Annotated in this window: 24 protein-coding genes and 1 tRNA gene; 14 read left to right on the top strand and 11 right to left on the bottom strand. The window is 62.7% G+C overall.

Going from position 1 to position 21,307, the window contains the following annotated elements; genetic code table 11:
- Positions 1–7: 7 nt before the first annotated feature.
- Positions 8–262, top strand: a complete 255-nt coding sequence (locus tag DVR09_RS14285) for a hypothetical protein (protein WP_115417637.1) — start codon at positions 8–10, stop codon at positions 260–262.
- A gap of 339 nt (positions 263–601) precedes the next feature.
- Here the strand turns inward: DVR09_RS14285 and DVR09_RS14290 are convergent, their stop codons facing one another.
- Positions 602–1,690, bottom strand: coding sequence for a fatty acid desaturase family protein (locus DVR09_RS14290; protein ID WP_115417638.1), 1,089 nt, complete (start codon positions 1,688–1,690; stop codon positions 602–604).
- Between the two features lie 149 nt (positions 1,691–1,839).
- Between DVR09_RS14290 and DVR09_RS14295 the strand changes: the two genes are divergently transcribed.
- Both DVR09_RS14295 and DVR09_RS14300 read left to right on the top strand, forming a co-directional pair.
- Entirely contained in the window at positions 1,840–3,003 is a 1,164-nt protein-coding gene (locus DVR09_RS14295; protein WP_115417639.1) for an N-acetyltransferase, read from the top strand.
- Positions 3,004–3,131: 128 nt separating this feature from the next.
- Positions 3,132–3,563, top strand: a complete 432-nt coding sequence (locus DVR09_RS14300; RefSeq protein WP_115417640.1) for a response regulator — start codon at positions 3,132–3,134, stop codon at positions 3,561–3,563.
- 269 nt (positions 3,564–3,832) lie between these two features.
- Here the strand turns inward: DVR09_RS14300 and DVR09_RS14305 are convergent, their stop codons facing one another.
- Positions 3,833–4,579: a Crp/Fnr family transcriptional regulator gene (locus DVR09_RS14305; RefSeq protein ID WP_162814988.1), complete on the bottom strand. Its 747-nt coding sequence runs from the start codon at positions 4,577–4,579 to the stop codon at positions 3,833–3,835.
- A 145-nt stretch (positions 4,580–4,724) separates the two neighbouring features.
- Here DVR09_RS14305 and DVR09_RS14310 point away from each other — a divergent pair, with 145 nt between their 5' ends.
- On the top strand, positions 4,725–5,516 hold the full coding sequence (locus tag DVR09_RS14310) for a response regulator (RefSeq protein ID WP_115417642.1): 792 nt from the start codon (positions 4,725–4,727) through the stop codon (positions 5,514–5,516).
- Positions 5,517–5,560: 44 nt separating this feature from the next.
- Here DVR09_RS14310 and DVR09_RS14315 read toward each other — a convergent pair whose 3' ends face one another.
- Positions 5,561–7,219, bottom strand: a complete 1,659-nt coding sequence (locus tag DVR09_RS14315) for a CHASE domain-containing protein (RefSeq protein WP_234041480.1) — start codon at positions 7,217–7,219, stop codon at positions 5,561–5,563.
- Between the two features lie 242 nt (positions 7,220–7,461).
- On the opposite strand from DVR09_RS14315, the gene DVR09_RS14320 reads away from it, so the two are divergent.
- Genes DVR09_RS14320 through DVR09_RS14330 form a run of 3 tightly spaced genes read left to right on the top strand, consistent with a single transcriptional unit; the run spans position 7,462 to position 9,495 of the window.
- Entirely contained in the window at positions 7,462–7,653 is a 192-nt protein-coding gene (locus DVR09_RS14320) for a NepR family anti-sigma factor (protein ID WP_115417643.1), read from the top strand.
- Complete coding sequence (locus DVR09_RS14325; protein WP_115417644.1) at positions 7,653–8,258, top strand: sigma-70 family RNA polymerase sigma factor; 606 nt, start codon at positions 7,653–7,655, stop codon at positions 8,256–8,258. The genes DVR09_RS14320 and DVR09_RS14325 overlap by 1 nt, the downstream gene beginning before the upstream one ends.
- A 58-nt stretch (positions 8,259–8,316) precedes the next feature.
- The gene (locus DVR09_RS14330; RefSeq protein WP_115417645.1) at positions 8,317–9,495 is read left to right on the top strand and encodes an AI-2E family transporter; all 1,179 of its coding nucleotides are present in this window, start codon (positions 8,317–8,319) and stop codon (positions 9,493–9,495) included.
- 55 nt (positions 9,496–9,550) lie between these two features.
- Here the strand turns inward: DVR09_RS14330 and DVR09_RS14335 are convergent, their stop codons facing one another.
- Positions 9,551–10,162, bottom strand: a complete 612-nt coding sequence (locus DVR09_RS14335) for a superoxide dismutase (RefSeq protein WP_115417646.1) — start codon at positions 10,160–10,162, stop codon at positions 9,551–9,553.
- A 175-nt stretch (positions 10,163–10,337) separates the two neighbouring features.
- Between DVR09_RS14335 and glmM the strand changes: the two genes are divergently transcribed.
- From glmM to thiD, 3 genes are read left to right on the top strand one after another with little or no spacing between them, the layout of a single operon-like run.
- The gene (gene glmM / locus DVR09_RS14340) at positions 10,338–11,675 is read left to right on the top strand and encodes a phosphoglucosamine mutase (protein ID WP_115417647.1); all 1,338 of its coding nucleotides are present in this window, start codon (positions 10,338–10,340) and stop codon (positions 11,673–11,675) included.
- Positions 11,675–11,899 (top strand): DUF1272 domain-containing protein, encoded by a 225-nt coding sequence (locus DVR09_RS14345; protein ID WP_115417648.1) that lies wholly within the window; start codon positions 11,675–11,677, stop codon positions 11,897–11,899. The genes glmM and DVR09_RS14345 overlap by 1 nt, the downstream gene beginning before the upstream one ends.
- Positions 11,896–12,702, top strand: coding sequence for a bifunctional hydroxymethylpyrimidine kinase/phosphomethylpyrimidine kinase (gene thiD / locus DVR09_RS14350; RefSeq protein WP_115417649.1), 807 nt, complete (start codon positions 11,896–11,898; stop codon positions 12,700–12,702). The genes DVR09_RS14345 and thiD overlap by 4 nt, the downstream gene beginning before the upstream one ends.
- A gap of 4 nt (positions 12,703–12,706) precedes the next feature.
- Here thiD and DVR09_RS14355 read toward each other — a convergent pair whose 3' ends face one another.
- Both DVR09_RS14355 and DVR09_RS14360 read right to left on the bottom strand, forming a co-directional pair.
- Positions 12,707–13,597 (bottom strand): LOG family protein, encoded by an 891-nt coding sequence (locus tag DVR09_RS14355; protein WP_115417650.1) that lies wholly within the window; start codon positions 13,595–13,597, stop codon positions 12,707–12,709.
- A gap of 49 nt (positions 13,598–13,646) precedes the next feature.
- A tRNA-Trp gene (locus DVR09_RS14360) sits at positions 13,647–13,722 on the bottom strand.
- Positions 13,723–13,807: 85 nt separating this feature from the next.
- Between DVR09_RS14360 and aat the strand changes: the two genes are divergently transcribed.
- The gene (gene aat / locus DVR09_RS14365; protein WP_115417651.1) at positions 13,808–14,491 is read left to right on the top strand and encodes a leucyl/phenylalanyl-tRNA--protein transferase; all 684 of its coding nucleotides are present in this window, start codon (positions 13,808–13,810) and stop codon (positions 14,489–14,491) included.
- Here aat and DVR09_RS14370 read toward each other — a convergent pair.
- The 4 genes from DVR09_RS14370 to DVR09_RS14385 are packed head-to-tail and all read right to left on the bottom strand — an operon-like array spanning position 14,440 to position 16,460.
- Positions 14,440–14,928, bottom strand: a complete 489-nt coding sequence (locus DVR09_RS14370) for a DUF2155 domain-containing protein (protein ID WP_115417652.1) — start codon at positions 14,926–14,928, stop codon at positions 14,440–14,442. The genes aat and DVR09_RS14370 overlap by 52 nt on opposite strands.
- Positions 14,929–14,930: 2 nt before the next feature.
- Positions 14,931–15,329: an NADH:ubiquinone oxidoreductase subunit NDUFA12 gene (locus DVR09_RS14375; RefSeq protein WP_115417653.1), complete on the bottom strand. Its 399-nt coding sequence runs from the start codon at positions 15,327–15,329 to the stop codon at positions 14,931–14,933.
- Positions 15,330–15,378: 49 nt separating this feature from the next.
- On the bottom strand, positions 15,379–15,879 hold the full coding sequence (locus DVR09_RS14380; protein ID WP_234041481.1) for a DUF192 domain-containing protein: 501 nt from the start codon (positions 15,877–15,879) through the stop codon (positions 15,379–15,381).
- A complete protein-coding gene (locus tag DVR09_RS14385; protein WP_115417655.1) occupies positions 15,876–16,460 on the bottom strand; it encodes a regulatory protein RecX in 585 nt (194 codons plus the stop codon). The genes DVR09_RS14380 and DVR09_RS14385 overlap by 4 nt, the downstream gene beginning before the upstream one ends.
- Before the next feature lie 132 nt (positions 16,461–16,592).
- Between DVR09_RS14385 and DVR09_RS14390 the strand changes: the two genes are divergently transcribed.
- Positions 16,593–18,326: a fatty acyl-AMP ligase gene (locus DVR09_RS14390; protein WP_115417656.1), complete on the top strand. Its 1,734-nt coding sequence runs from the start codon at positions 16,593–16,595 to the stop codon at positions 18,324–18,326.
- 158 nt (positions 18,327–18,484) lie between these two features.
- A complete protein-coding gene (locus DVR09_RS14395) occupies positions 18,485–18,862 on the top strand; it encodes a response regulator (protein ID WP_115417657.1) in 378 nt (125 codons plus the stop codon).
- Here the strand turns inward: DVR09_RS14395 and DVR09_RS14400 are convergent.
- A complete protein-coding gene (locus DVR09_RS14400; protein WP_115417658.1) occupies positions 18,859–19,875 on the bottom strand; it encodes a sensor histidine kinase in 1,017 nt (338 codons plus the stop codon). The genes DVR09_RS14395 and DVR09_RS14400 overlap by 4 nt on opposite strands.
- A gap of 220 nt (positions 19,876–20,095) precedes the next feature.
- On the opposite strand from DVR09_RS14400, the gene DVR09_RS14405 reads away from it, so the two are divergent.
- Complete coding sequence (locus DVR09_RS14405; RefSeq protein WP_115417659.1) at positions 20,096–21,304, top strand: toxic anion resistance protein; 1,209 nt, start codon at positions 20,096–20,098, stop codon at positions 21,302–21,304.
- Positions 21,305–21,307: the final 3 nt, after the last annotated feature.

Genomic DNA, 21,307 nt, shown 5'->3' on the forward strand with positions numbered 1-21,307 from the left:
ATTTGGCATGAATAAGTTTGCAGTTCCCGCGCTCGCCGCCGCTTTTGCGCTTGCCGCTTGCGGCGATGCCGATGCCCCCGCGACCGACGAGGCCACGACCACCGAGATCACCGAAACCACCGTGGTCGAGCCGGTTGCGACCGAAACCGTCGTCGCCGAACCCGTCGAGGGCGAAGAAGGCTCGAGCCTGACCATCGATGGCGGCGATGTCGATGCCACCGTGGGCGAAGACGGCGTTAAGGCGAAGATCAAAATCGACTGACACAGCCAAGTTTACCCGGCCCATTGCCGGGTGAAATGCGAAGGCCGCTCCCACCCACCGAGGGGAGCGGCCTTTTTCGTTGGGTGCGCTATCGACCTCCGTCGAAGGCTTGCGGCACCAGTCCGAGTCTTTGCGGGGTGCGCCTTCGACCTCCGTCGAAGGCTTGCGGCACCAGTCCGAGTCTTTGCGGGGTGCGCCTTCGACCTCCGTCGAAGGCTTGCGGCACCAGCCCACTCCCCACCCGGCCACCCACGGCACGATACTGATTGGGTGGCCGGGTGGGGAGTGGGCTGGCGCCGCCGCAAGGTCGGGACGGATGTCCCGACCGCACGCAACGAACTATCGCATCGTGTTCCGCGCGATACGCGCGACCAGCACGCCCATCCCGGCATGGTTGGCGCCGTGATAGCTCGAATCCGCCTCAAGCTCCGCCACCAGACGCCGGTGCGCTTCCGGCAGCGAGTGATAGGGCATCGAGGGCATCAGGTGGTGCAGCGCGTGGTATCGCAGCCCCACCGGCGCCCACAGTTCGGCGATCATGCCGGGCGGCGGGACATTGACGCTATCGAGGAACTGCGCGGTAACGGTCATCGCCTCGCCCTCGTTCTCCCACAGGTGAGCGACCAGCGTGCGTAGCTGGTTGAGCAGCGCAACCACCGAAGCCACGGCGAAGGCCACCAGCAGCGGCTTCCAGCCAAAGGCGAAAACGCTGCCGATCAGCGCCCAGCTCCACAGCATGCCGCCGACTTCCTGAAATACCACGCGCGGGCGCAGATCGCCTTCGGGCGGGCGGCGGCGGAAATCGGGATTGATCGCCAGCGCGCTGAGGCGTTGCCAGGTAAGCCGACGGATGGGCGGGATGATCGCCCCCAGCGGCACCAGCACCGCAAAGCGGAACAACAGGGCAGCCGGGGCCAGCAGCGCGATCAGCACGAAGGCGGGCAGGCTCCACGGCTTCATCAGCGCGAGAGGCAGATATTCCGGATCCTCGATCGTGCCGTATTGCGTGCGCTTGTGATGCAGCGTGTGCACCTGTTCGTACATGAAGGACGGAGTCAGCATGGGAATCCCGACCAGCAGGTTCCACGCCGCGCTGAAGCCGGGCAGCGCGCCGTTCCGGAAATGCGATATTTCGTGGATGAACAGCAGCGCGCGGTAGAGCGCGAGGACCGATAGAACGCCGAGCGCGAGCGCCACCGGCACGCTTTCGACAAGAATGGCGCCTGCCAGTGAGGCATAGCCGACCAAGGCCGAACCGATCATGTCCGGCCAATATATTCCCGCGCGGTGTGCGGCGATGTCCTTGGTCAGATCGCGCGCCGCGCGCAGCATCGCCTTGTCGTCGGGTATCTGGGCATGCCAACCCGAGCCCGCCTCGCGTCGCGAGGCGATATCGGCAGCCGAAATCCGTGTTTGTTGCACATTCATGGTCGAAATTCCCGGGGCGTCTCTATCCGAAAACACACACGCGATACAGCGCACGGTGTCGATCATAGTAATCGTGGCGGCGCGTTTCCTTGACAAAGATCAGCTAGCGCACACAGGGCTAATCCAGGCTGAACGAAGGTAACGCGCGAATGTCCGATGCGAATGTGGTGATAGAGGCAGTGGAAGGCAAGAAGGGCCGCGCCGAGTTTGTCGATATCGGTCGGGCGCTGGCCGCACGCGAACCGCATTCCGTGCCGCAACTGCGTTCGGAACAATTGGAATTGGTCGATCCGGGTAAGAACCCCTTTTTCGGCCATGCCTCCCACCAGCTCTTCATCGCCCGCCGGAAAGGCAGGCCGGTGGGCCGCATTTCCGCCCATATCGATCATCTTGCCCTCGAATTGCCGCGCGAACAGGGTTTCGGTCCAGGCGCGGGCATGTTCGGCTATTTCGATGCCGAGGACGAAGGCGCGGCGCATGCGCTTCTCGCGGCGGCCGAGCGCTGGTTGCGCGCCCAGGGCATGACCCGCGCGATCGGCCCGATCTCGATGTCGATCTGGGAAGAGCCCGGCCTGCTCGTGAAAGGCCAGGATCACGCGCCGCTGATCATGATGGGCCACCACCCGGCTATATACCGGCAATGGATCGAGAGCGCGGGCTATGCGCGCGCCAAGACGTTGCTGACATACGATCTGGACGTATCGGGGGATTTCCCCCCGCTGGTGCGCCGCATCGTGCAATCGGGTCAGCGCAACAAACGCATCACCGTCCGCCCGGTCGACACAAAACGCTGGGACGAGGAAGTCGAGGTAATCCTTTCGATCCTCAACGATGCCTGGTCGAACAATTGGGGGTTCGTTCCGTTCACCAGTGAAGAAATCGCCTATGCCGGCAAGAAACTGAAGCCGATCATTCACGAGGAGATCAATCTGGTGGCGGAACTGGACGGGCGGCCAGTCGCCTTCATGCTGACCTTCCCCGACGTCAACCGCGTACTGCGCAAGGTGAATGGCAAGCTGTTTCCCTTCGGATGGTTCCACCTGCTGCGCTGGATGCGCAAACCCATCGGCGCCGATATGCGCGTGCCCCTGATGGGTGTGCTCAAGGAACTGCACAATTCGCGTCTCGCCAGCCAGCTTGCCTTCATGATGATCAGCCAGATCCGCGACACCGCCACCCGGCTCTATGGCACGCAGCGCGCCGAGATCGGCTGGATTCTCGACGACAATAAGGGGATGATGGCAATTGCCGATGCCATCGAAAGCAGCGTCAATCGCGAATATGCGATTTATGAAAGGCCGATCGCCGATTGAACCGGGCCGGCTGTCGCAATTTGGCCACGGTCCGCAGTCAAGCGACAGGCGGCGGGAACTGCATCGGCGCGCCCACCGTTGGCGGAACACACGCGCGATACCGATATCGCCACCCCTTACGAGAACCGATGACGCAGCACCCCAAGACCCGCGCTCGTGAAAAGCTACCGGCCCATGTGCTCGTGGTGGAAGATGATGCCGTGCTCGGCCTCACGATCGAACAGGCGCTGCTCGATGCCGGCGTGGCCAAGGTGGCGCTGTCCGCCTCGACCGAGGAAGCCCTGCGCCATTTGCGCGACGATCAGCCCCAGGTAATCGTGCTCGACGTGCACCTTGCCGACCGCGACGATGGCTGGGCCATTGCCGAACTGGTCCGCACGCTTGGCCCGGACAGCCCGCGTATCATTTTTTCGACCGGCGCCCCGCAGGACATTCCCGCGGACATTGCCGCGCTCGGCTGTATTCTCGAAAAACCCTATGACGCGGACATCCTGGTGGATCTGCTGCGCCAACCCCGGCGACAGGGCATCATCTCGCGCCTGCGCGGCGCCCTGCGCTGATACCTTCGCGGGGCGCTTTGCCCGCCCCTGCCTTCGCATGTCCTCGCCGCAAAATCCCGAGCGCGGACCGTCGCATGGAAAAAGACCGTCGCATGGAAAAAAGGCCTCCGCTGCTTATGCAACGGAGGCCTTTCGGGATCGTATCACCGGCCGCTTGGACGGGAGGGGGGGTCTCGGCGGTGACATAAAGGATACGCGCCGCCAAAAACTGGGTTCCCGCCTATCGTCATTTTTTTTGAATTGCGCGAAATTCCGGTCAGATAATCCGGTCAGATAAAGGGTCGGCAATTGTCCTTGCTGCGATCGAACTGGGCGAATTCGGCCGCTTTGGCGAGGTCCGGTACGTGGATTTCGCGCGATTTCCATTCCACCAGGCCTTCGCGCTGGAGTTGGCGCAGGGTTCGGTTGGTGTGGACCAGCGACAGGCCCAGCATATCGGCGATTTGCGCCTGGGTGATCGGCAGAGAAACAATGTTCTGTTCGTCGGCCAGGCAGGTCGATTGCGCCCGGTCGAGCAACCACACCGCCAGATAGGTTACCCGTTCGCGGGCATTGCGCTGCCCCAGCGACACGATGTGCCCTTCGAGAGCCGTTTCTTCCTTGGCGGCGAGCCAAGTGATATCGTAACCGAGGGTCGGATGCTTCGCCACCAGTTCGAAGAAAGCGTCTTTCCTGAATCGGCACAGGCGCGCCTCCACCAGCGCTTCGATCGTATGGCTCGACGGTTCGTCGAACGCCCCCTGGAGACCGATGAGATCGCCGGGAAACATGAAGTTGACGATCTGCCGCCGACCATCGTCGAGCGATCGCGAGCGAATCAAAACGCCGTCGAGAACGGTATAAAGGCGTTCGTGACACTCCCCCTCCTCGATCAGCGCATCGCCCCGGTCCAGCGCGACTTCGCCGTCCTTGAATTCCTCCATATAGACGAGCTGTTGCTCGCCGAGCTCTCTCAGGCCGGGGCAGGCCTGAAGCGGACACTGCGGACAGGCAATGGGATCGGCAATCTCGTGCAACGCTCTGGGCTCCCGGCGAGGTAATGTCGCCTGGACGGATTCGCCCGAACCGGCCTATTTGTCAAACGACACCTTGCGGCTGCAAGCGCAGGAACCTAACCCGGCCCAACACGTTAGAAGCGCGCACCTTAAGGAAGGGGTCTAAATGTCGCTTGGTGATCAGATTGCTCGTAACCTGCCGTATTTGCGCCGCTATGCGCGCGCACTGACCGGTTCGCAGGCTACGGGAGACGCATTCGTCCGCGCTACGCTTGAGGCCGCCCTGGCCGATAGCGAACTCAAACAATCGCTCGAGGGTGGCCGCGTCCCGCTCTACCGCGCGTTCAACAAGGTCTGGTCGAGCGCCTACATGGACGTTCCCGAAACCGTTGGCAGCGATGAACACGAAGGCGCCGCGCAGGATCGCCTCAAATCCGTGACTCCGCTGAACCGCCAGGCGCTGCTGCTGACCACGCTGGAGGATTTTTCGCCCGAGCAAGCCGCCGAGATCATGGACATTTCGGCCGAGGATATCGAACGGCTGGCCCAGGAAGCGGTTTCCGAGATCGATCGCGAATCGGCGACCAGCGTTCTGATCATCGAGGACGAGCCGCTGATTTCCATGCAGCTCGAAGATCTCGTGACCTCGCTCGGCCACGATGTTTGCGGCACTGCCGCCACGCGGACGCAGGCGCAGGAAGTCGTCGCCGAGAAGACGCCGGGCCTCGTGCTTGCCGATATCCAGCTCGCCGATGGGTCCTCGGGCCTCGATGCCGTGGACGACATTCTCGCGATCAGCAGCGTCCCGGTGATCTTCATCACCGCCTATCCCGAGCGCCTGCTGACCGGCGACAGGCCCGAACCGACCTATCTGGTCACCAAGCCGTTTCAGGAACAGACTGTCCGCGCGGCGATCAGCCAGGCGCTGTTCTTCGGGTCGAGTCGCCCGCTGGGCTAACACTTTCACCGCATTCAACGATAAAACGGGAAACCCGGGCCGCTCTACGGTCCGGGTTTTTCTTCGTCTGCGTCCAGTTCGCGCGCGCCCGGCCCCTTGCTTCGCAATTCGAATTCGCTCCGCTCGCGAACCGGCACCAGAAGGCTGCAGCGAACACCCTCCGGCCGGAAATCGAGTTCGACCGGATGGCGCAGTTCATGCGCCACGATCTTCTCGATCAGATCGGTGCCGAACCCGCGACGTTGCGGCTGCGATACGGGTGGCCCATCGCTTTCGATCCATTCAATTTTCGCCAGCGTGTCGTTGATCTGGCTCCACCGAACGGTAACCTTGCCGCCCGGAACGCTGAGCGATCCGTATTTGGCCGCATTGGTAGCCAACTCGTGAATCGCGAGGCCCAGCGATAAGGCATCGTTCGGCGCCAGCTCGGTATGCGGACCGACCAGATCGAGCTGGTGGTCCTCGTCGCGCGCATAGGGCGCCAGCTCGACCTCCACCACCGCGCGGATCGGCGTGGTCCCCCAGTCTGACTGGGTCAGCAGATCGTGGGTGGCCGACAGCGCGCGAATACGCCCGTCGAGCCCCTCGGCGAATTCGTCGAGATCCATCGCCCTGCGGCGAGTCAGCGACACAATCGACAGCACATTGGCAAGCGTGTTCTTGACCCGGTGATTGAGCTCACGCGTCAGCGAATTGCGGATCGAGTTCTGTTCCTCGAACCAGCTTATCGCACGGCGATCCTCCAGCGTCTGCTGGGTCAGCAGGCGCGCCACCAGCATCAGCAGGCTGGCGACGGCAAGGCCGAACAGCAGCGTGATCATCGACATCGAAGACAGCCCCTCTTCACGCGTGGACTGCACTTCGAGCATCATTGTGCGATTGGCGAGGTTGACTTCCCTGACCACGGCCGACCGGCCATCGAGCCAGGCATCGCTCCGCGCCATCGGCACCGGGTCGGCGGTCTCTCCGTCGAGCAGCCGGGCGCCGATATCGTCATAGCTGACCAGATCGGACGCGGAGGCGAGAAACTGCGAGGCATTGAACGGGCTGTAAATAAAGCCCTTGAGCTCGCGCGAGCTGCTCAGCCCCTCGAAGACCGGCATCATAATAAGGAAGCCGACGGCATCCCCGCCGCCTTCCTGTACCAGCACGACCGGCCCGCTGGCGGTGGGGCGATCATTGGCCGCGGCCAAATCCATCGCCGCACGACGTGTCGGTTCGGAATACATGTCGTAGCCCAGCGCGCGGCGGTTGCGCACGGTGTCGGGCTGCAGGAACAGGATCGGCGTCAGCAGGTCGCGCGGCTGTTCCTCGATCGTGGGAGTGACATGCTGTTCGTCCCTCCGGCTCATACCGAGCCGCGCTTCGAACGCGGCAAGTTCCGCCGCCTCGACGACGGGTGCCCAGCCGATCCCTTCCGCGCCCCGATAATTGGCATCCAGGCGCAGTTCGGAAACAAACCGCCGGAACAGTTCGGGCGTGACTTCATCCTGCGTCGACAGCAATGCGGCCCCCGCACGCAGATAGGCCGAGCTGGTATAGGCCCGCCGTTCGATGGCCGAAGTCATCGCCTGCGCCTTGCGCGCGACATCGGCGGCATCGCGTTCCTGCTCGCCCCGCTCGATCGCAAAGACACTGAGCACGGTGATACCGGTGACGAGAACGAAAATCAGCACCGGGATTCCGCGGGGATAATCGATCAACCAACGCCTCCGGCGTCCTTTGCGTTGGAGTTTCTCGGTGACCAGCGTTCTGCCCCTGACAATTCATCCGGTGTTGTCGTATATTGCGATTCACTATGCCGGGGAGCGCGTTTAGTTCCAAGATGGGGTTGGCGGGAACCTGTGTGTTGTCCATACGTTGTGCGAAGCACATCCGGGATCGACACTTCCGCCCGTGCACGCTGCCCGGGCGAGAAATCTAAAAAGGTAGTACCTTTCGCGCCATGAGTTCCAAGACGCCCAAGACACCGCAGCGGGTCCCCGCTGGCGGACCGCTTCCCACTCCCGCCAAAAGCGGCAAGGACACGCACCCGGACTGGGCGACCGGCCTGAGGAAGCTTTACGATTCGGTCGTGGAGGAACCGCTGCCCGACACGTTCCAGGATCTTCTCGACAAGCTGGATGCGAAAGACTGATGGCGAAGGAGGAACGGACGGCCTCCGAAAAGGCTGATTTCAAACGCGAGCTCACCGAAGTCGTGCCTCATCTGCGCGCCTTTGCGCGCGGGCTGTGCGGCAGGGCCGACATGGCCGACGATCTCGTGCAGGAAACGCTGCTCAAGGCCTGGGCCGCGCAAGAGCGCTTCCAACCCGGCACGAGCATGCGCGCCTGGACCTTCGTGATTCTGCGCAACGCCTATCTGACCGACATGCGTCGCAATCGCTTTCGCGGCGAATATGACGAGACGGTGGCCGAACGCGTATTGACCGCACCCGCCGGTCAGGAGGAACCGATTCACCTGTCCGATATGCACCGCGCCTTGCTGACATTGCCGCCCGAACGGCGCGAAGCGCTGCTGCTGGTGGGCGCGGGCGGCTTCTCCTACGAGGAAGCCGCGACCATCTGCGGATGCGCCGTGGGCACGATCAAGAGCAGGGTCGGGCGTGCCCGCGCCGCGCTCAACGCAATGCTGGCCGATGGCAACATTCCCAAGCGCTCTATCGACGACAATGCCGCGCACCGTGCCATCCTCGAGGAACTCGACGATGTCGCCGCGGGCCAGGGTGCCAGCCGCAACTAGAAAATCTTTGTTCGCGCGGCGCTTGTCACGATTCGCCGTGAAGGGCAGATAGAGGCTGATGAGCGAGACCCAGCCTCCCGAGCCGAACGCACCGCGAGCGGACACGCGCCGTTCGCGTCGGCTGGCTTTCGCGGAACAGGAATTGCGGCTGATTTCCTCGCTCGTTCTGCTGATCGGGCTGGGTCTCTTCTTCGCCCTGCCCTTCGTCCTTTCGATCGGTTCGGTGGTGTTCCTGCCTGTCGTTACGGCCCTGGTGCTGACCGTGATCCTCTCGCCGCTGGCCGATAAGCTCAATGGCTGGGGCCTGCCCAATGCGCTGGCGTCGATCACCGCGCTCCTGATTTTCTTCACCATCCTGCTGCTGGCCCTCGCCCTGATCCTGCAGCCCGCCATCGCCCTGTTCGACGATGTTCCCGACATGGTCAGGCGCGTGATGTCGCGTTTCAGCGAGCTGCGCGAACGGTTTGCTTGGATTGCCACGATCAATGCCCAGCTAGCGGCGCTGATGAACGATGACGGGACACGCGAAGTTGTGCTGGCCGCACCCAGCCTGCTCGAACAGGTCGCCTTCGCCACCCCCAGCCTGATCATCGAAACGATCCTGACGCTGCTGATGGCCTATTTCATGATCGAGGCGCGTGTGCGCCTGCGCCAGCGCCTGCTGTTCGGCCGCGCGAGTTTCGGCACCAGTATCAAGGCCGCCCGCGTTCTCCGCGAGGTGCAGGACCGGGTCGCCGCCTATATTCTGACCGTCGGGTGGATCAATGCACTGGTCGGCGTGGTGGTGGCGCTGGGGGCCTGGGCGCTAGGCGTGGATGCGCCGATCATGTGGGGCGGGCTGGCGGCGCTGCTCAATTTCCTACCCTATGTCGGGCCGATCGTGATGATTGCCCTGCTCGGCCTGTTCGGGATCGGAACCGCCGACACGATCGTGCTCGGCCTGATACCGGCGGCGGCCTATCTCGCGCTGCACACGGTGGAGGCCAACATGGTCACCCCATCCATTCTGGGCGCGCGTTTCACCATGAATCCCGTCCTGATCCTGATCGCCCTGTCCTATTTCACCTGGATATGGGGCTTTTTCGGCGCGCTTCTGTCTGTACCGATCCTGTTGATGCTGACGGCATTGTTCGACCATATCGGTAGGCCGAACCTGATCGGTTTCATCTTCGGCGAACCGCTCTTCGCCACCAGCCTGTTCGACGAGCCCGCTGCGAGCGAAGCACCGCCGAAATAGAAAGCCCGCCGCCATCGCTGGCGACGGGCCTTCCCACAATAGCTTTGACAGCTTCTTAGTTCGGATACTGCCACGTCGTCCCGCGGGCGAGGTTTTCGCTCGCAAAGCTCCAGTTCAGCTTGCTGCTCACCGCTTCGAGATAGGCGGGGCGCGCATTCTGGTGGTCGAGATAATAGGCGTGCTCCCAGAGATCGATCACGAGCAGCGGATTGACGTCGGCCTGATCGGCCAGCGTATCGCCGTCATGGGTTTCCTCGATGGTCAGCTTGCCATCCTTGACCGCCAGCCAGACCCAGCCGCTGGCGAAATGCCCCGCGCCGCGCTCTGCCAGTTTTTCCTTGAGCCCGTCGATCGAGCCGAAAGCCTCGTCGATCATGCTTTTCAGTTCGCCCGAAGCGTTGGTTTCCTCGGGCGCCATGGAGTGCCAGTAAAAACCGTGGTTCCAGCTCTGGGCCGAATTGTTGAACAGCCCGGCATTGCTGCCCCGTGCCGCCGCGACGACCTCTTCCAGGCTCTTGTCGGCCAGCTCGCCGCCCTCGATCGCGGCATTGGTTTTGTCGATATAAGCCTTGTGGTGCTTGCCGTGGTGAAACGACAGCGTCTTTGCCGACACGGCCGGTTCCAGCGCGGTGTCGTCGTAAGGCAGGTCGATCAGCGCAAAAGCCATGAAATGTCCCCTCTTGGGTTGGAGTGAAAGAAATTCGTGTTCGCGTTCCTAACGCGTCGATGCGCGCGTGGTTGCACATAGCGGCGATATTGTGCGCGAAAAGGGGGGCAGACGGTCTTTTATTCGCAGCCCAACCGCGCCATGGGGGGCCTTAGCAAAAGGAGACGCCCGGCAGATGGCTCGTAATTTCTTCGGCACCGACGGTATTCGTGGACGCACGAACGAAGGGGTGATGACCGCCGCCACCGCGATGCGGGTCGGGCAGGCGGCCGGCACGCATTTCCTGCGCGGCGACCACCGGCACCGCGTGGTGATCGGCAAGGATACACGCCTGTCGGGCTATATGATGGAAAGCGCGCTGGTTGCGGGTTTTACCTCGGTCGGGATGGACGTGATCATGACCGGGCCGCTGCCGACGCCCGCCATCGCCCTGCTCACGCGCGAAATGCGCGCCGATCTGGGTGTGATGATTTCTGCCAGTCACAATCCTTTCGAAGACAATGGCATCAAGCTGTTCGGCCCCGATGGCTACAAACTGTCGGACAAGGCCGAAGCAGCGATAGAGCGGTTGCTCGAACAGGAGCCATTGCTGGTCGAACCGGAGCGCATCGGGCGGGCGCGGCGGATCGAGGATGCACGCGGGCGCTACATCCATGCGGTCAAGCAATCGGTGGCCTCCGATGTCCGCTTCGACGGGCTTAAAGTGGTGGTCGACTGTGCCAACGGCGCCGCCTACCAGGTCGCTCCCAGTGCGATCTGGGAACTGGGCGCGGACATCATCCCAATGGGTGTCGAACCCAACGGAACCAATATCAATGACGGCGTCGGCTCGACCGCGCTCGATGCCATCAAGGCCCGCGTGATCGACGAAGGCGCCGACATCGGCATTGCCCTGGATGGCGATGCCGACCGGCTGATCGTCATCGACGAGAAAGGCAAGACGGTCGATGGCGACCAGATCATGGCGCTGATCGCCAGCCGGTTGAAGGCGCTGGGCGACCTGACGGGCGATGGCGTGGTGGCCACCGTGATGTCCAATCTCGGGCTGGAGCGCTATCTGGAAGGGATCGGCCTCGGCCTCGAGCGTACGAAGGTCGGCGATCGCTACGTGCTCGAACGGATGAAGGAAGGGGGCTTCAATGTCGGCGGCGAGCAATCGGGGCACATGATCCTGCTCGATCACGGCACCACGGGTGACGGCACCATTGCAGCGCTTCGCATCCTTGCGAGCCTGGTGCGTTCGGGCAAGCCTGCAAGTGAGTTGCTGCACGTCTTCGACCCGGTTCCGCAACTGCTCAAGAATGTACGCTATTCGGGCGGCAAGCCGCTGGAAAACACAACTGTTCGGCAGGTGATTGCCGAGGCGGAACAGGAACTGGCGGGCAAAGGCCGCCTGGTGATCCGCCCGTCCGGCACAGAACCCGTCATCCGAGTGATGGCCGAAGGCGACGATGCCGCGCAGGTCGAAACGGTGGTCGACCGAATTTGCGCCGCCGTCGAGAGCGCGGCCTGATGCTCGAAATGCGGCCCGATTGCGAACGCTGCGGAACCGATCTTCCGGCACAGAATTCCGGCGCCTTCATCTGCAGTTTCGAGTGCACCTTCTGCACCGAATGCGCCGACGATCTCGATGACGTCTGCCCCAATTGCGGGGGAGAGCTGATGGACCGGCCCACCCGCGCGAAGAAACTGCACGAGAAATTCCCGCCAAGCACCGAGCGGAAATTCAAAGGATGAGCCACCCCGGCCCGCCCCGTATCCTGTCCATCGCCGGCTCCGACAGTTCCGGCGGTGCGGGTATCCAGGCCGATATCAAGACAATCACCATGCTGGGCGGTTACGCGATGACCGCGATCACGGCAGTCACGGCGCAGAACACGCGCGGAGTTCGCGGCGTGGAAACGCTTCCGCCGCACTTCGTGCTGGAGCAGGTGGAAAGCTGCCTGTCCGATATCGGGGCAGATGCAATCAAGATCGGCATGCTCGGTTCGCCGGAAACCGCGCGGCTGCTCGCCGATGGGCTGGACAGCTTCGCCGGGCCGATCGTGTTCGATCCGGTCATGGTCGCGACCAGCGGGTCCGTGCTCGCGGACGAGGATACGATCGCCGGTTTCGCCGCACTGATGGAAATCGCCACCATCGTCACACCGAACCTGCCCGAACTTGAAATTCTGACCGGGCGCGAGACCATCGCCGACGAGGATGTGTTCGATGCTGCCAAGACGCTGGCCGACCGCCACGGCGTGCAGGTTCTGGCCAAGGGCGGCCATGCGGGGGACACGTCGCAGGTGGTCGACCGGATCGTTTCGCCCACGGGCAAGCTGGCGAGCTTCGCCCATGCACGGATCGACACGCGCCATACGCACGGTACGGGGTGCACACTCTCGGCCGCGCTGGCGACCCTCCTGGGCTACCGGCAACCGCTGACCAATGCGATCCGCATCGCCCGCGCCTTTACCTATTCGGCGATCGAGAATGCCCCCGGCTTCGGCGAAGGCAGCGGCCCGCTCGGGCACCAGGCGGTACGCAAGCGGGACTGAACGATCAGCAGCCCAGCTCGTAGAATTCGCACAGATAGGCCCATGCTTCTTCCGCGGTCTCGCACCAGCGGAACAGGTCGAGATCCTTCTTCGAAATCGTGCCTTCCTCGGCGATCGCCTCGAAATTGACCACGCGCGTCCAGAATTCCTTGCCGAACAACAGGATGGGGATCGGCTTCATCTTGCCGGTCTGGATCAGCGTCAGCAGTTCGAACAACTCGTCGAATGTGCCGAAACCGCCCGGGAACACAGCCACCGCCCGCGCGCGCAGCAGGAAGTGCATCTTGCGCAGGGCGAAATAGTGGAAGTTCAGCGAAAGATAGGGCGTCACATACTGATTGGGCGCCTGTTCGTGGGGCAGGATGATGTTGAGCCCGATCGATTCCCCGCCAGCCTCGCTCGCGCCGCGATTGGCCGCTTCCATGATCGATGGACCGCCGCCCGAGCAGACGACGAACTGGCGCTTGCCATTTTCGATGATCGACTTTTCCGTGGCCAGCGTGGCCAGCTTGCACGCTTCGTCATAATATTTGGACTTGGCCACGAGGCTCTCGACGACCTTGCGCTCATCATCGGGCAGATCCTTGGCCCCCTCCAGCGCGGTTTCGGCCGCTTCGGGCGGGGGAATGCGCGCGCTGCCATACATCACCAGCGTCGAACCGACACCGGCCTCGTCGAGGACCATTTCAGGCTTGAGCAGCTCGAGCTGGAAGCGGACTGGTCGCAATTCCTCGCGCAGGAGGAAGTCGGTATCCTGGAAAGCCAGCTTGTAGCTTGGATGCTCGGTCTGCGGCGTCTGGACCTCGAGGCCCTTCTGCTCGAACTTGGCTTCCTGCTCGGCCGCGTAGAATTTACGCTCGGCGATACAGTGTTCGCGTTTTTCTTCTTCTGTCATGAGCCGCGCGATAGTGCGCCGGGCGGAGCCATACAAGTCGAAGAGAAAATGGCAGGGGTGACAGGATTCGAACCCGTGGCCCTCGGTTTTGGAGACCGATGCTCTACCAGCTGAGCTACACCCCTGCAGGAAGGGCGCGCATTAGTATGGCCGCTCGCACTTGGCAAGGCGGATATCGCGGAACCTGCCGAAGTGTTATGGGATCGCGCGATGCATGCCCCGAAGACTTCTCGAATTCCCGTCGACCTCCTGCTGCGCGCCTATCGCGGCGGTGTGTTCCCCATGGCCGACCACCGCAGGGATACCGAGGTCTATTGGGTCGAACCGCGCGAGCGGGCGATACTCCCGCTCGATGGCTTCCGCCTGTCGAAAAGCTTGAAGAAGACGCTGCGGCAGAACCGGTTTCGGGTGACCTGCAATGCCGATTTCGCGGCGGTCATCGCGGCCTGCGCCGCCCCGCGCGAAGAGCATGCCGAAAGCTGGATCAGCCATCGAGTCGAATCCAGCTACAACGCTCTGCACCTTGCCGGGCATGCCCATTCGATCGAATGCTGGCGGGGGCGCGAGCTGGTCGGTGGGCTCTACGGCGTGGCCTTCGACCGCGTCTTTTGCGGCGAGAGCATGTTCAGCCGGGAAACCGATGCAAGCAAGGTGGCGCTCGCCTGGCTGGTCGCCGGTATGCGGGCGGCGGGCTACGCCCTGCTCGACTGCCAGTTCATGACCGATCATCTGGCGCGGCTGGGCGCAAAGGCGATCCCGCAGTCGCGTTATATGGCTCTGCTGGCGGGCGCGGGCGGGTTCCCCGACGTGACACTGCCCGATGCGATCGAGTGGTTCGGCGCCTATTCCTCGCCCGGAAAGGCCATCGCGCAATCCTTGACCCAGACATCGTAGATCGGATGTTCGACCACGTTCAGGCTGGGCGAATTGGCGAACAACCAGCCGGAAAAGACCTTGCGGAAATCGTCCTCGGTCCCGCGCTGCTTGACCAGAAGCTGGACGAAGGCTCCCGTTTCCTTGGGCATTTCCCAAGGCGCGGTTCGTTCGCATGCCTGCAAGCGGACGATGACATCGCCGATACGCTGCTGTTCGCCGGGACGCATTTCGAGATCGCGGCTGACATTATTGCGCTTGTTGAGCAGGCCGAGCGTGGCGACACGTTCTTCCATCGGCGTACCGATCCCTGCTTCGGCGGCGGGCTGCGCGGGCAATTCGCCCTGTTGCAGGTTTTCGGGAATGGCCGTGGGCGCCGCGCCTGCGGGCTCGTCCGCCTCCTGCCCGCAAGACGCGAGCAGCGCCGCCGGGACGAAGAGGGCAAGCGCCCCGCGCATCGTCACGCCTCGGGCGACCAGGCTTCGTAATCGCCCGTTGCGGGGGCACGCTTGCCGCCACGCTCCAGCGCGCCGGCCGGACGATAGGCCGCAGCCGTACCCGTTGCATTGGGCGTGTAGTCTGCTTCCCATATGCGGGCCGGGGGCAGGTGGCTTTCCGGCACGTCGTCGAAGGCACCGTGCAGCCAGCCATGCCACTCTGCGGGCACGCGGCTCGCATCGTTTACGCCCTCGTAGATTACCCAGCGCCTCTCGCGACCGTCCCCGGTCTTCTTTTTCGAGCGGTAGTATTTGTTGCCCTGCGCGTCGGTGCCGACGTGTTCGCCATTGCGCGAGGACCACAGGAGGGTGCCGATCGTGGCACCATCCCACCAGGTGAATATCTTGCCGAGGATGCTCATGGCCGCGCGGTTAGCGGATTCGCGCGCGCGGGCCAAGCCAGTTCGACGATCACCATTCCACCAGATCGCCCGGTTCGATGCCGAGTTCGCCCGCGCGCCCACCGCGCAGCTCCAGCACACCCAGGACAGGCCCCACCGAATAGACCGATTCGAGCGAATAGGGTTCGGTCATCGCGGCGATATTGCTGATCCGCCGGTCCGGACCGATAAAGATGATGTCGAGCGGGATCGGCGTGTTCTTCATCCAGAAACCTTGCGCCCTGGTCCCGTCATAGGGGAAAATCATCCCTTCGAAATCGCCCAGCTCGGTGCGGAACATGAGGCCGCGAGCTTGCGCTTCGCGTGTATCGGCTACCTCGACCCGGAAGCCGATTCGTTCCCCGTCGCTCGTCACCGAAAGGGGGATGATTGCCAAGCCTGAAACCGGATGCACATTCGGTGCGGCGGTTTCGGCAATCGTACTCGCCTGATCGCCGCGCGGTTCCGCCTGTGTTTGCGGCGAACAGGCCACCAGCAGCGCAAGCGCCGCGCAGGTACCTAACGCTCTCACTCCTCTTCGTCCCGTGCTTGCGCGACCCATTCCTCCAGCTCCTCCATGGTGCGCGCTTCGATGACGCGCCTGGCATGTTCGAAATCATGGCCCGCGCGCAGCATTGCCGCAAGCCGCTTTTCCTTCAATTTATGGCGTTCGTCCGGGCCGAGATCACGCGGCCTGGCGAAAGGGCCGAAGCCGCGCTTGCGCGCAAGCACCAGCGCGGCCTGGCGTTTTTCCGCCTCTCCCGGTGCCAGTGAACCGCGCACGTCATCGGCGATTCCGGCCGCCCGCAGATTCGCCTCCACCCTCCGCGCGCCATAGCCTCGCGCGGTCAGATCGGCTGCCTTGGCGCGGCCATAGGCCTCATCGTCGACATAGCCCCTGGCGACGAACCTTTCGATCAGACCGTCCACATCGGGGTCCTCCCCCTGGGCGAATCCGCGCTCTCGCAGCTTGCGGTTGAGATAGGTCTTCAGCTTGCCCGCACTGGTTGCGAAACGCGCGACATACGCGACCGCCAGCTCCTCCAGCCGCGTACGATCAAGCGGTTTTGCAGGGCGACGTGTGCGGGAGAATGTTGCGCCTTCATCATCCATCGGCCATATTCCTGCCACACTCCTTTCAGATTGGGAAATGCGGGAGAGCGTGCAACCATGTGGATTGCGCGCGAGATCAAGTAATGAGGGAGGCCGCAAGGCCCCAGCTATTCACGGGTATCGCCGATAATTATGACCGACGCCGTACTGACGCCGACGCCGAACGACTGCAAGCTGCCGCGCCGCCGTTCGGACTTCGCGACCTTCAACGATGCCATCGACTATGCAGCGCGTAGTGCGAAAGGCCTCAATTTCCACGACATGCGCGGGACGCTCCATCGGGCTTATCGCTATGCACAGATGCGCGAGGATGCGCTCGATGCGGCCTATCGGCTCGTGGCCATGGGCATCGAGAAGGAAGACCGCGTTGCGCTGGTAGCCGAAACCAGCCCTGAATTTGCCGCGCTTTTCTGCGCCTGCACGCTAATGGGTGCCTGGCCCGTGCCGCTGCCCCTGCCGACCACCTTCGGCGGCAAGGAGAGCTATATCGACCAGCTTTCGGTGCAATTGCAGAGTTCGGATCCGAAAATTCTCATCTATCCCGGCGAGATCGCCGAAATGGCCAAGGCCGCCGCCGACAAACAGGGCTGCGCCGGGGAAAGTTGGGACGATTTTGCCAGGCGCCCCGCCCCCCCGGTCGACCTTCCCGAGGCCCGGCCCGAGGATATCTGCTATCTGCAATATTCGTCGGGTTCGACTCGTTTCCCGACCGGCGTCGCGGTGACGCACGAAGCCTTGCTGCACAATCTGCGCGGCCATGCCGAATCGATGAACATCGGCACGAATGATCGCGTGGTGAGCTGGCTGCCCTGGTATCACGACATGGGCCTGGTCGGCTGTTTTCTGTCGCTGATCGCCAATCAGGTTTCGGTAGATCTGATCAAGACCGAACATTTCGCGCGCCGCCCGCTCGCCTGGCTCGATCTCATCAGCCGCAACACAGGCACGACGCTCAGCTATTCGCCGACCTTCGGCTACGACATCTGTGCGCGGCGCATTTCCAGCCAGAGCCACGTCGCCGATCGCTTCGACCTCTCGCGCTGGCGCGTGGCCGGTAACGGCGCGGACATGATCCGCCCCGACGTGATGCAGAGCTTCGTCAACGCCTTTGCCGATGCCGGGTTCAAGGCGAACAGCTTCAACCCGAGCTACGGCCTCGCCGAAGCGACGCTGGCGGTCACCGTCATGCCTCCGGGCGAAGGGATCCGCGTCGAGCTGGTCGAGGAGGAACGCCTGTCGGGCCGCCCGCGCGACCTGTCGAAGCCTGCGCGCTACCGGGCGATCGTGAATTGCGGCAAGCCGATCCCCGGGATGGAGGTCGAAATCCGCGGCGAGAATGGCGAGGCCAGGGGCGATCACCAGATCGGCAAGGTCTGGTGCCGCGGCAAGAGCGTGATGCATTCCTATTTCCGCAACGAAGAAGCAACGAAGGACTGCCTCGTCGACGGGTGGCTCGATACGGGCGACATGGGCTATATGGCCGATGGCTATCTGTTCATTGTCGGCCGCGCCAAGGACATGATCATCATCAACGGCAAAAACCTGTGGCCGCAGGATATCGAATGGGCGGTCGAGCAACTGCCCGGCTTCAACCATGGCGACATCGCGGCATTCTCGGTCGATACCGAAAATGGGGAGGAAGCACCCGCAGTGCTGGTCCACTGCCGTGTATCCGACCCCGAGGAACGGATCAAACTGCGCGATCAGATCGCCGACAAGGTCCGCGGCGTTACCGGCATGAGCTGCGTGGTCGAACTGGTTCCCCCGCGCACGCTGCCGCGCACCAGTTCGGGCAAATTGAGCCGAGCCAAAGCGAAAAAACTGTACCTCGCCGGCGAGATCCAACCGCTCGACCTCGCTGCGTGAGGCTTTTCCGACACCGTAACATTTAACAAAATCAAGCGCTTCGCAGGTCGTCGCGCGAGGCTCGCAATTCGTCGCTTTTCGGCGGAACTCCGTGCTTCTTACACGGTTCTTAACCGTACCAGCCGGGTCGCATCCGCTGAAGAACGCATATTGCCGTGATGAAAAACAAACTGCCGGGTAAACGCATTCTCATTGTCGAGGATAATCCAATCCTCGCCTATGACATCAGCGATCTGATGGACGAGGTCGGGGCCGAGCCCGTCGGCCCCGCGCTCGATGTCGGAACCGGTATGCAACTGGTCCGCGAGAACGATCTCGACGCCGCCTTGCTGGATGTGGACATCGGCGGTGAATATGTATGGCCGATCGCCGAAGAGCTCGAGCGTCATAGCGTGCCCTACGCCTTCGTCAGCGCGCAGTGCCGAACCGATCTCTTGCCCGAACCCTTCAAGGGGCGGCGTTGTATCGAAAAACCGGCCGCCCACGAAGAGATCGTGGAAGCCCTGATCGCTTTCACTGGCGAGCCGAACGCCTAGTCGAGCGCGCGGACGTAGAAATCGATCTTGGGGCCGCGCGTATGCCACTGCACCCGGGCACGCGACCCAGCGGTGGACCCAAGGCGCTGAAGCAGTTTGAAACCCGACCCTTCCACCTCCGGCGGATCGATCTTCCGGCCGGTATCCTCATACCAGTGTATCGCCAGTTCGGCATCGCTGCGCGTTCCCGTGAGGGTAATCTGACCGCTATCGAAGAATAGCGCGCCATATTTAAGCGAGTTGGTCTGCAATTCGCCCAGGACCAGGGCCAGTTGCTGGATGGCGTCGTCGCCCAGCTTGCCTGCCGGCATGGTGCCGACCTCGATCCGCTCGCCCGCTCCGCTCGCTTCGAGTATCTGTGAAATCGCCACGCAGATGTCGGGCGGTTCATCGCGATCGATGGTAAGCAGGTCCTGCGCGCGCGCCAGGGCTTGCAGTTTTACCGTCAGCTGCTCGGTAAGGTCGGCCGGACTATCCGAATAGCGCGACAGCAGCATGGCCACCGACGCGACTACGGCCAACTGGTTCTTGAGCCGATGCCGCATTTCGCGCGCCACGCTGTCGGACCGCTTGGCAAAACGCTCCGCTTCCTCGCGCTTCATGCGCTCCCCAAGCCGTTCCTGTACGCCCATCGTCACGTCGCGCATGGTGGAGAGAATGTGCGTGACCGCGCCATCCTTCCCGACGATCGGAGATACGCTGACATCCCACCAATGAGGCGCCTGATGGCGATCGGGCGAATAGCCTTCGAACCGGTCCTGCTGGCCGCGACGAGCTCGGTCGAAGGCATCCAGGGCTTGCACTCGGCGTTCGACAGGCCAGAAATCGATCCATCGCCGGTCACCGATATCGGCAAGATCGTCGAAACCCAGAACACTCAGTCCGTTGGGATTGATGTATTCCAGCTCACCCTCGAGATTGACCAGCATGATACACTCGACGGTCTGGTCGAGGATCCCTCTCAGGATGTCGTTCGCCTGATCGGCGAATTCGGTCATGAACAGATCGGTCACAGCCCGGCCCCTACGAGTCGCAAGATATTATCATAATTGGACAAAATCCCCGTGTCTTCCCCTCAAACAGGGATTTCGGAATCGACGAGATTTGGCTTGCCCAACCGGCTGGGCAAGCGGCATGATCGCGTATCGCGGCGAAACCGCGCTTGAAGATCGTGTATTGCAACCCTAATACAGGATTGACGGCCACCGCGAGCCAACCGGAGACGACCGCCAGATGAGCGAGACAAAAACGCAGACTGCTACCGAAACCGCTTTCGACCTGACCCCGCCCGACCCGGTGCCCGAGGTCAAACCGGAAAAGGCCGCCGGTCTCGTCCCGGTTTCGGAAGAGGTCAAAAGCAAGCTCGAAACGAAGGTCGACGGCTTCGTTGCCGACCTGATCGCCGAAGATGCCAATTCGCCCGAATTCGGCAAGAAGGTCGATCAGCTCACCAATATGGGGCGCAAGGAAATCATGGCGGCGGCCGGCATGTCCAACCGCTTTCTCGACCGCCCTGTGCGAGCCATGGACAAGGACGAAGGCGTCGGTGCCAATCTGGCCGAATTGCGCCGGGTGGTCGAGGATCTCGATCCCGGCAAGCGCGGCAAGCTGTCGGGCACGCGCAAAATCCTCGGCATTATTCCCTTCGGCAACAAGCTGACGAATTACTTCCGCAGCTACCAAAGCGCGCAGACACATATCCAATCGATCCTCAACAACCTGGCCAGCGGCAAGGACGAGCTGATCATGGACAATGCCGCGATCGACGTGGAGCGGCAGAAGCTGTGGGAGGCGATGGGCAATCTGGAGCAGATGATCCACATCTCCAACTCGCTCGATGCGAAGCTGGAGGAAAAGGCCGCCGAACTCGACGCGACCGATCCGGCCAAGGCCAAGGCGGTGCGCGAAACCGCGCTGTTCTATGTCCGCCAGCGCACACAGGACCTGCTGACACAGATGGCGGTCAGCGTGCAGGGCTATCTCGCGCTCGATCTGGTCAAGAAGAACAATGTCGAACTGGTGAAAGGCGTGGACCGCGCCAGCACCACCACCGTGGGCGCGCTGCGCACCGCCGTGACCGTGGCCGAGGCGATGACCAATCAGCGCCTTGTGCTGGGCCAGATCACCGCGCTCAACGACACGACCGCGGGGATCATCGATTCGACCAGCACGCTGCTGCGCGATCAGACCGGCAAGATCCACGAACAGGCCGCCGCCAGCACGATCCCGCTGGAAACGCTGCAGCGTGCCTTCCAGAATATCTACGACACGATGGACGAGGTCGACAGCTTCAAGCTGCGCGCGCTGGATAGCATGAAGCAGACCGTCAATCTGCTGACCGACGAAGTCGAGAAGTCGAAAGGCTATATCGCCCGGGCCGAAGGTCAGGCGCAGGCGCAGAAGCAGGTTGCCGAGAGCAATCTGTTGAGCATCGAAGACTGAGGG

The organism is Erythrobacter aureus (genome assembly GCF_003355455.1).
Classification (GTDB): Bacteria; Pseudomonadota; Alphaproteobacteria; order Sphingomonadales; family Sphingomonadaceae; genus Qipengyuania; species Qipengyuania aurea.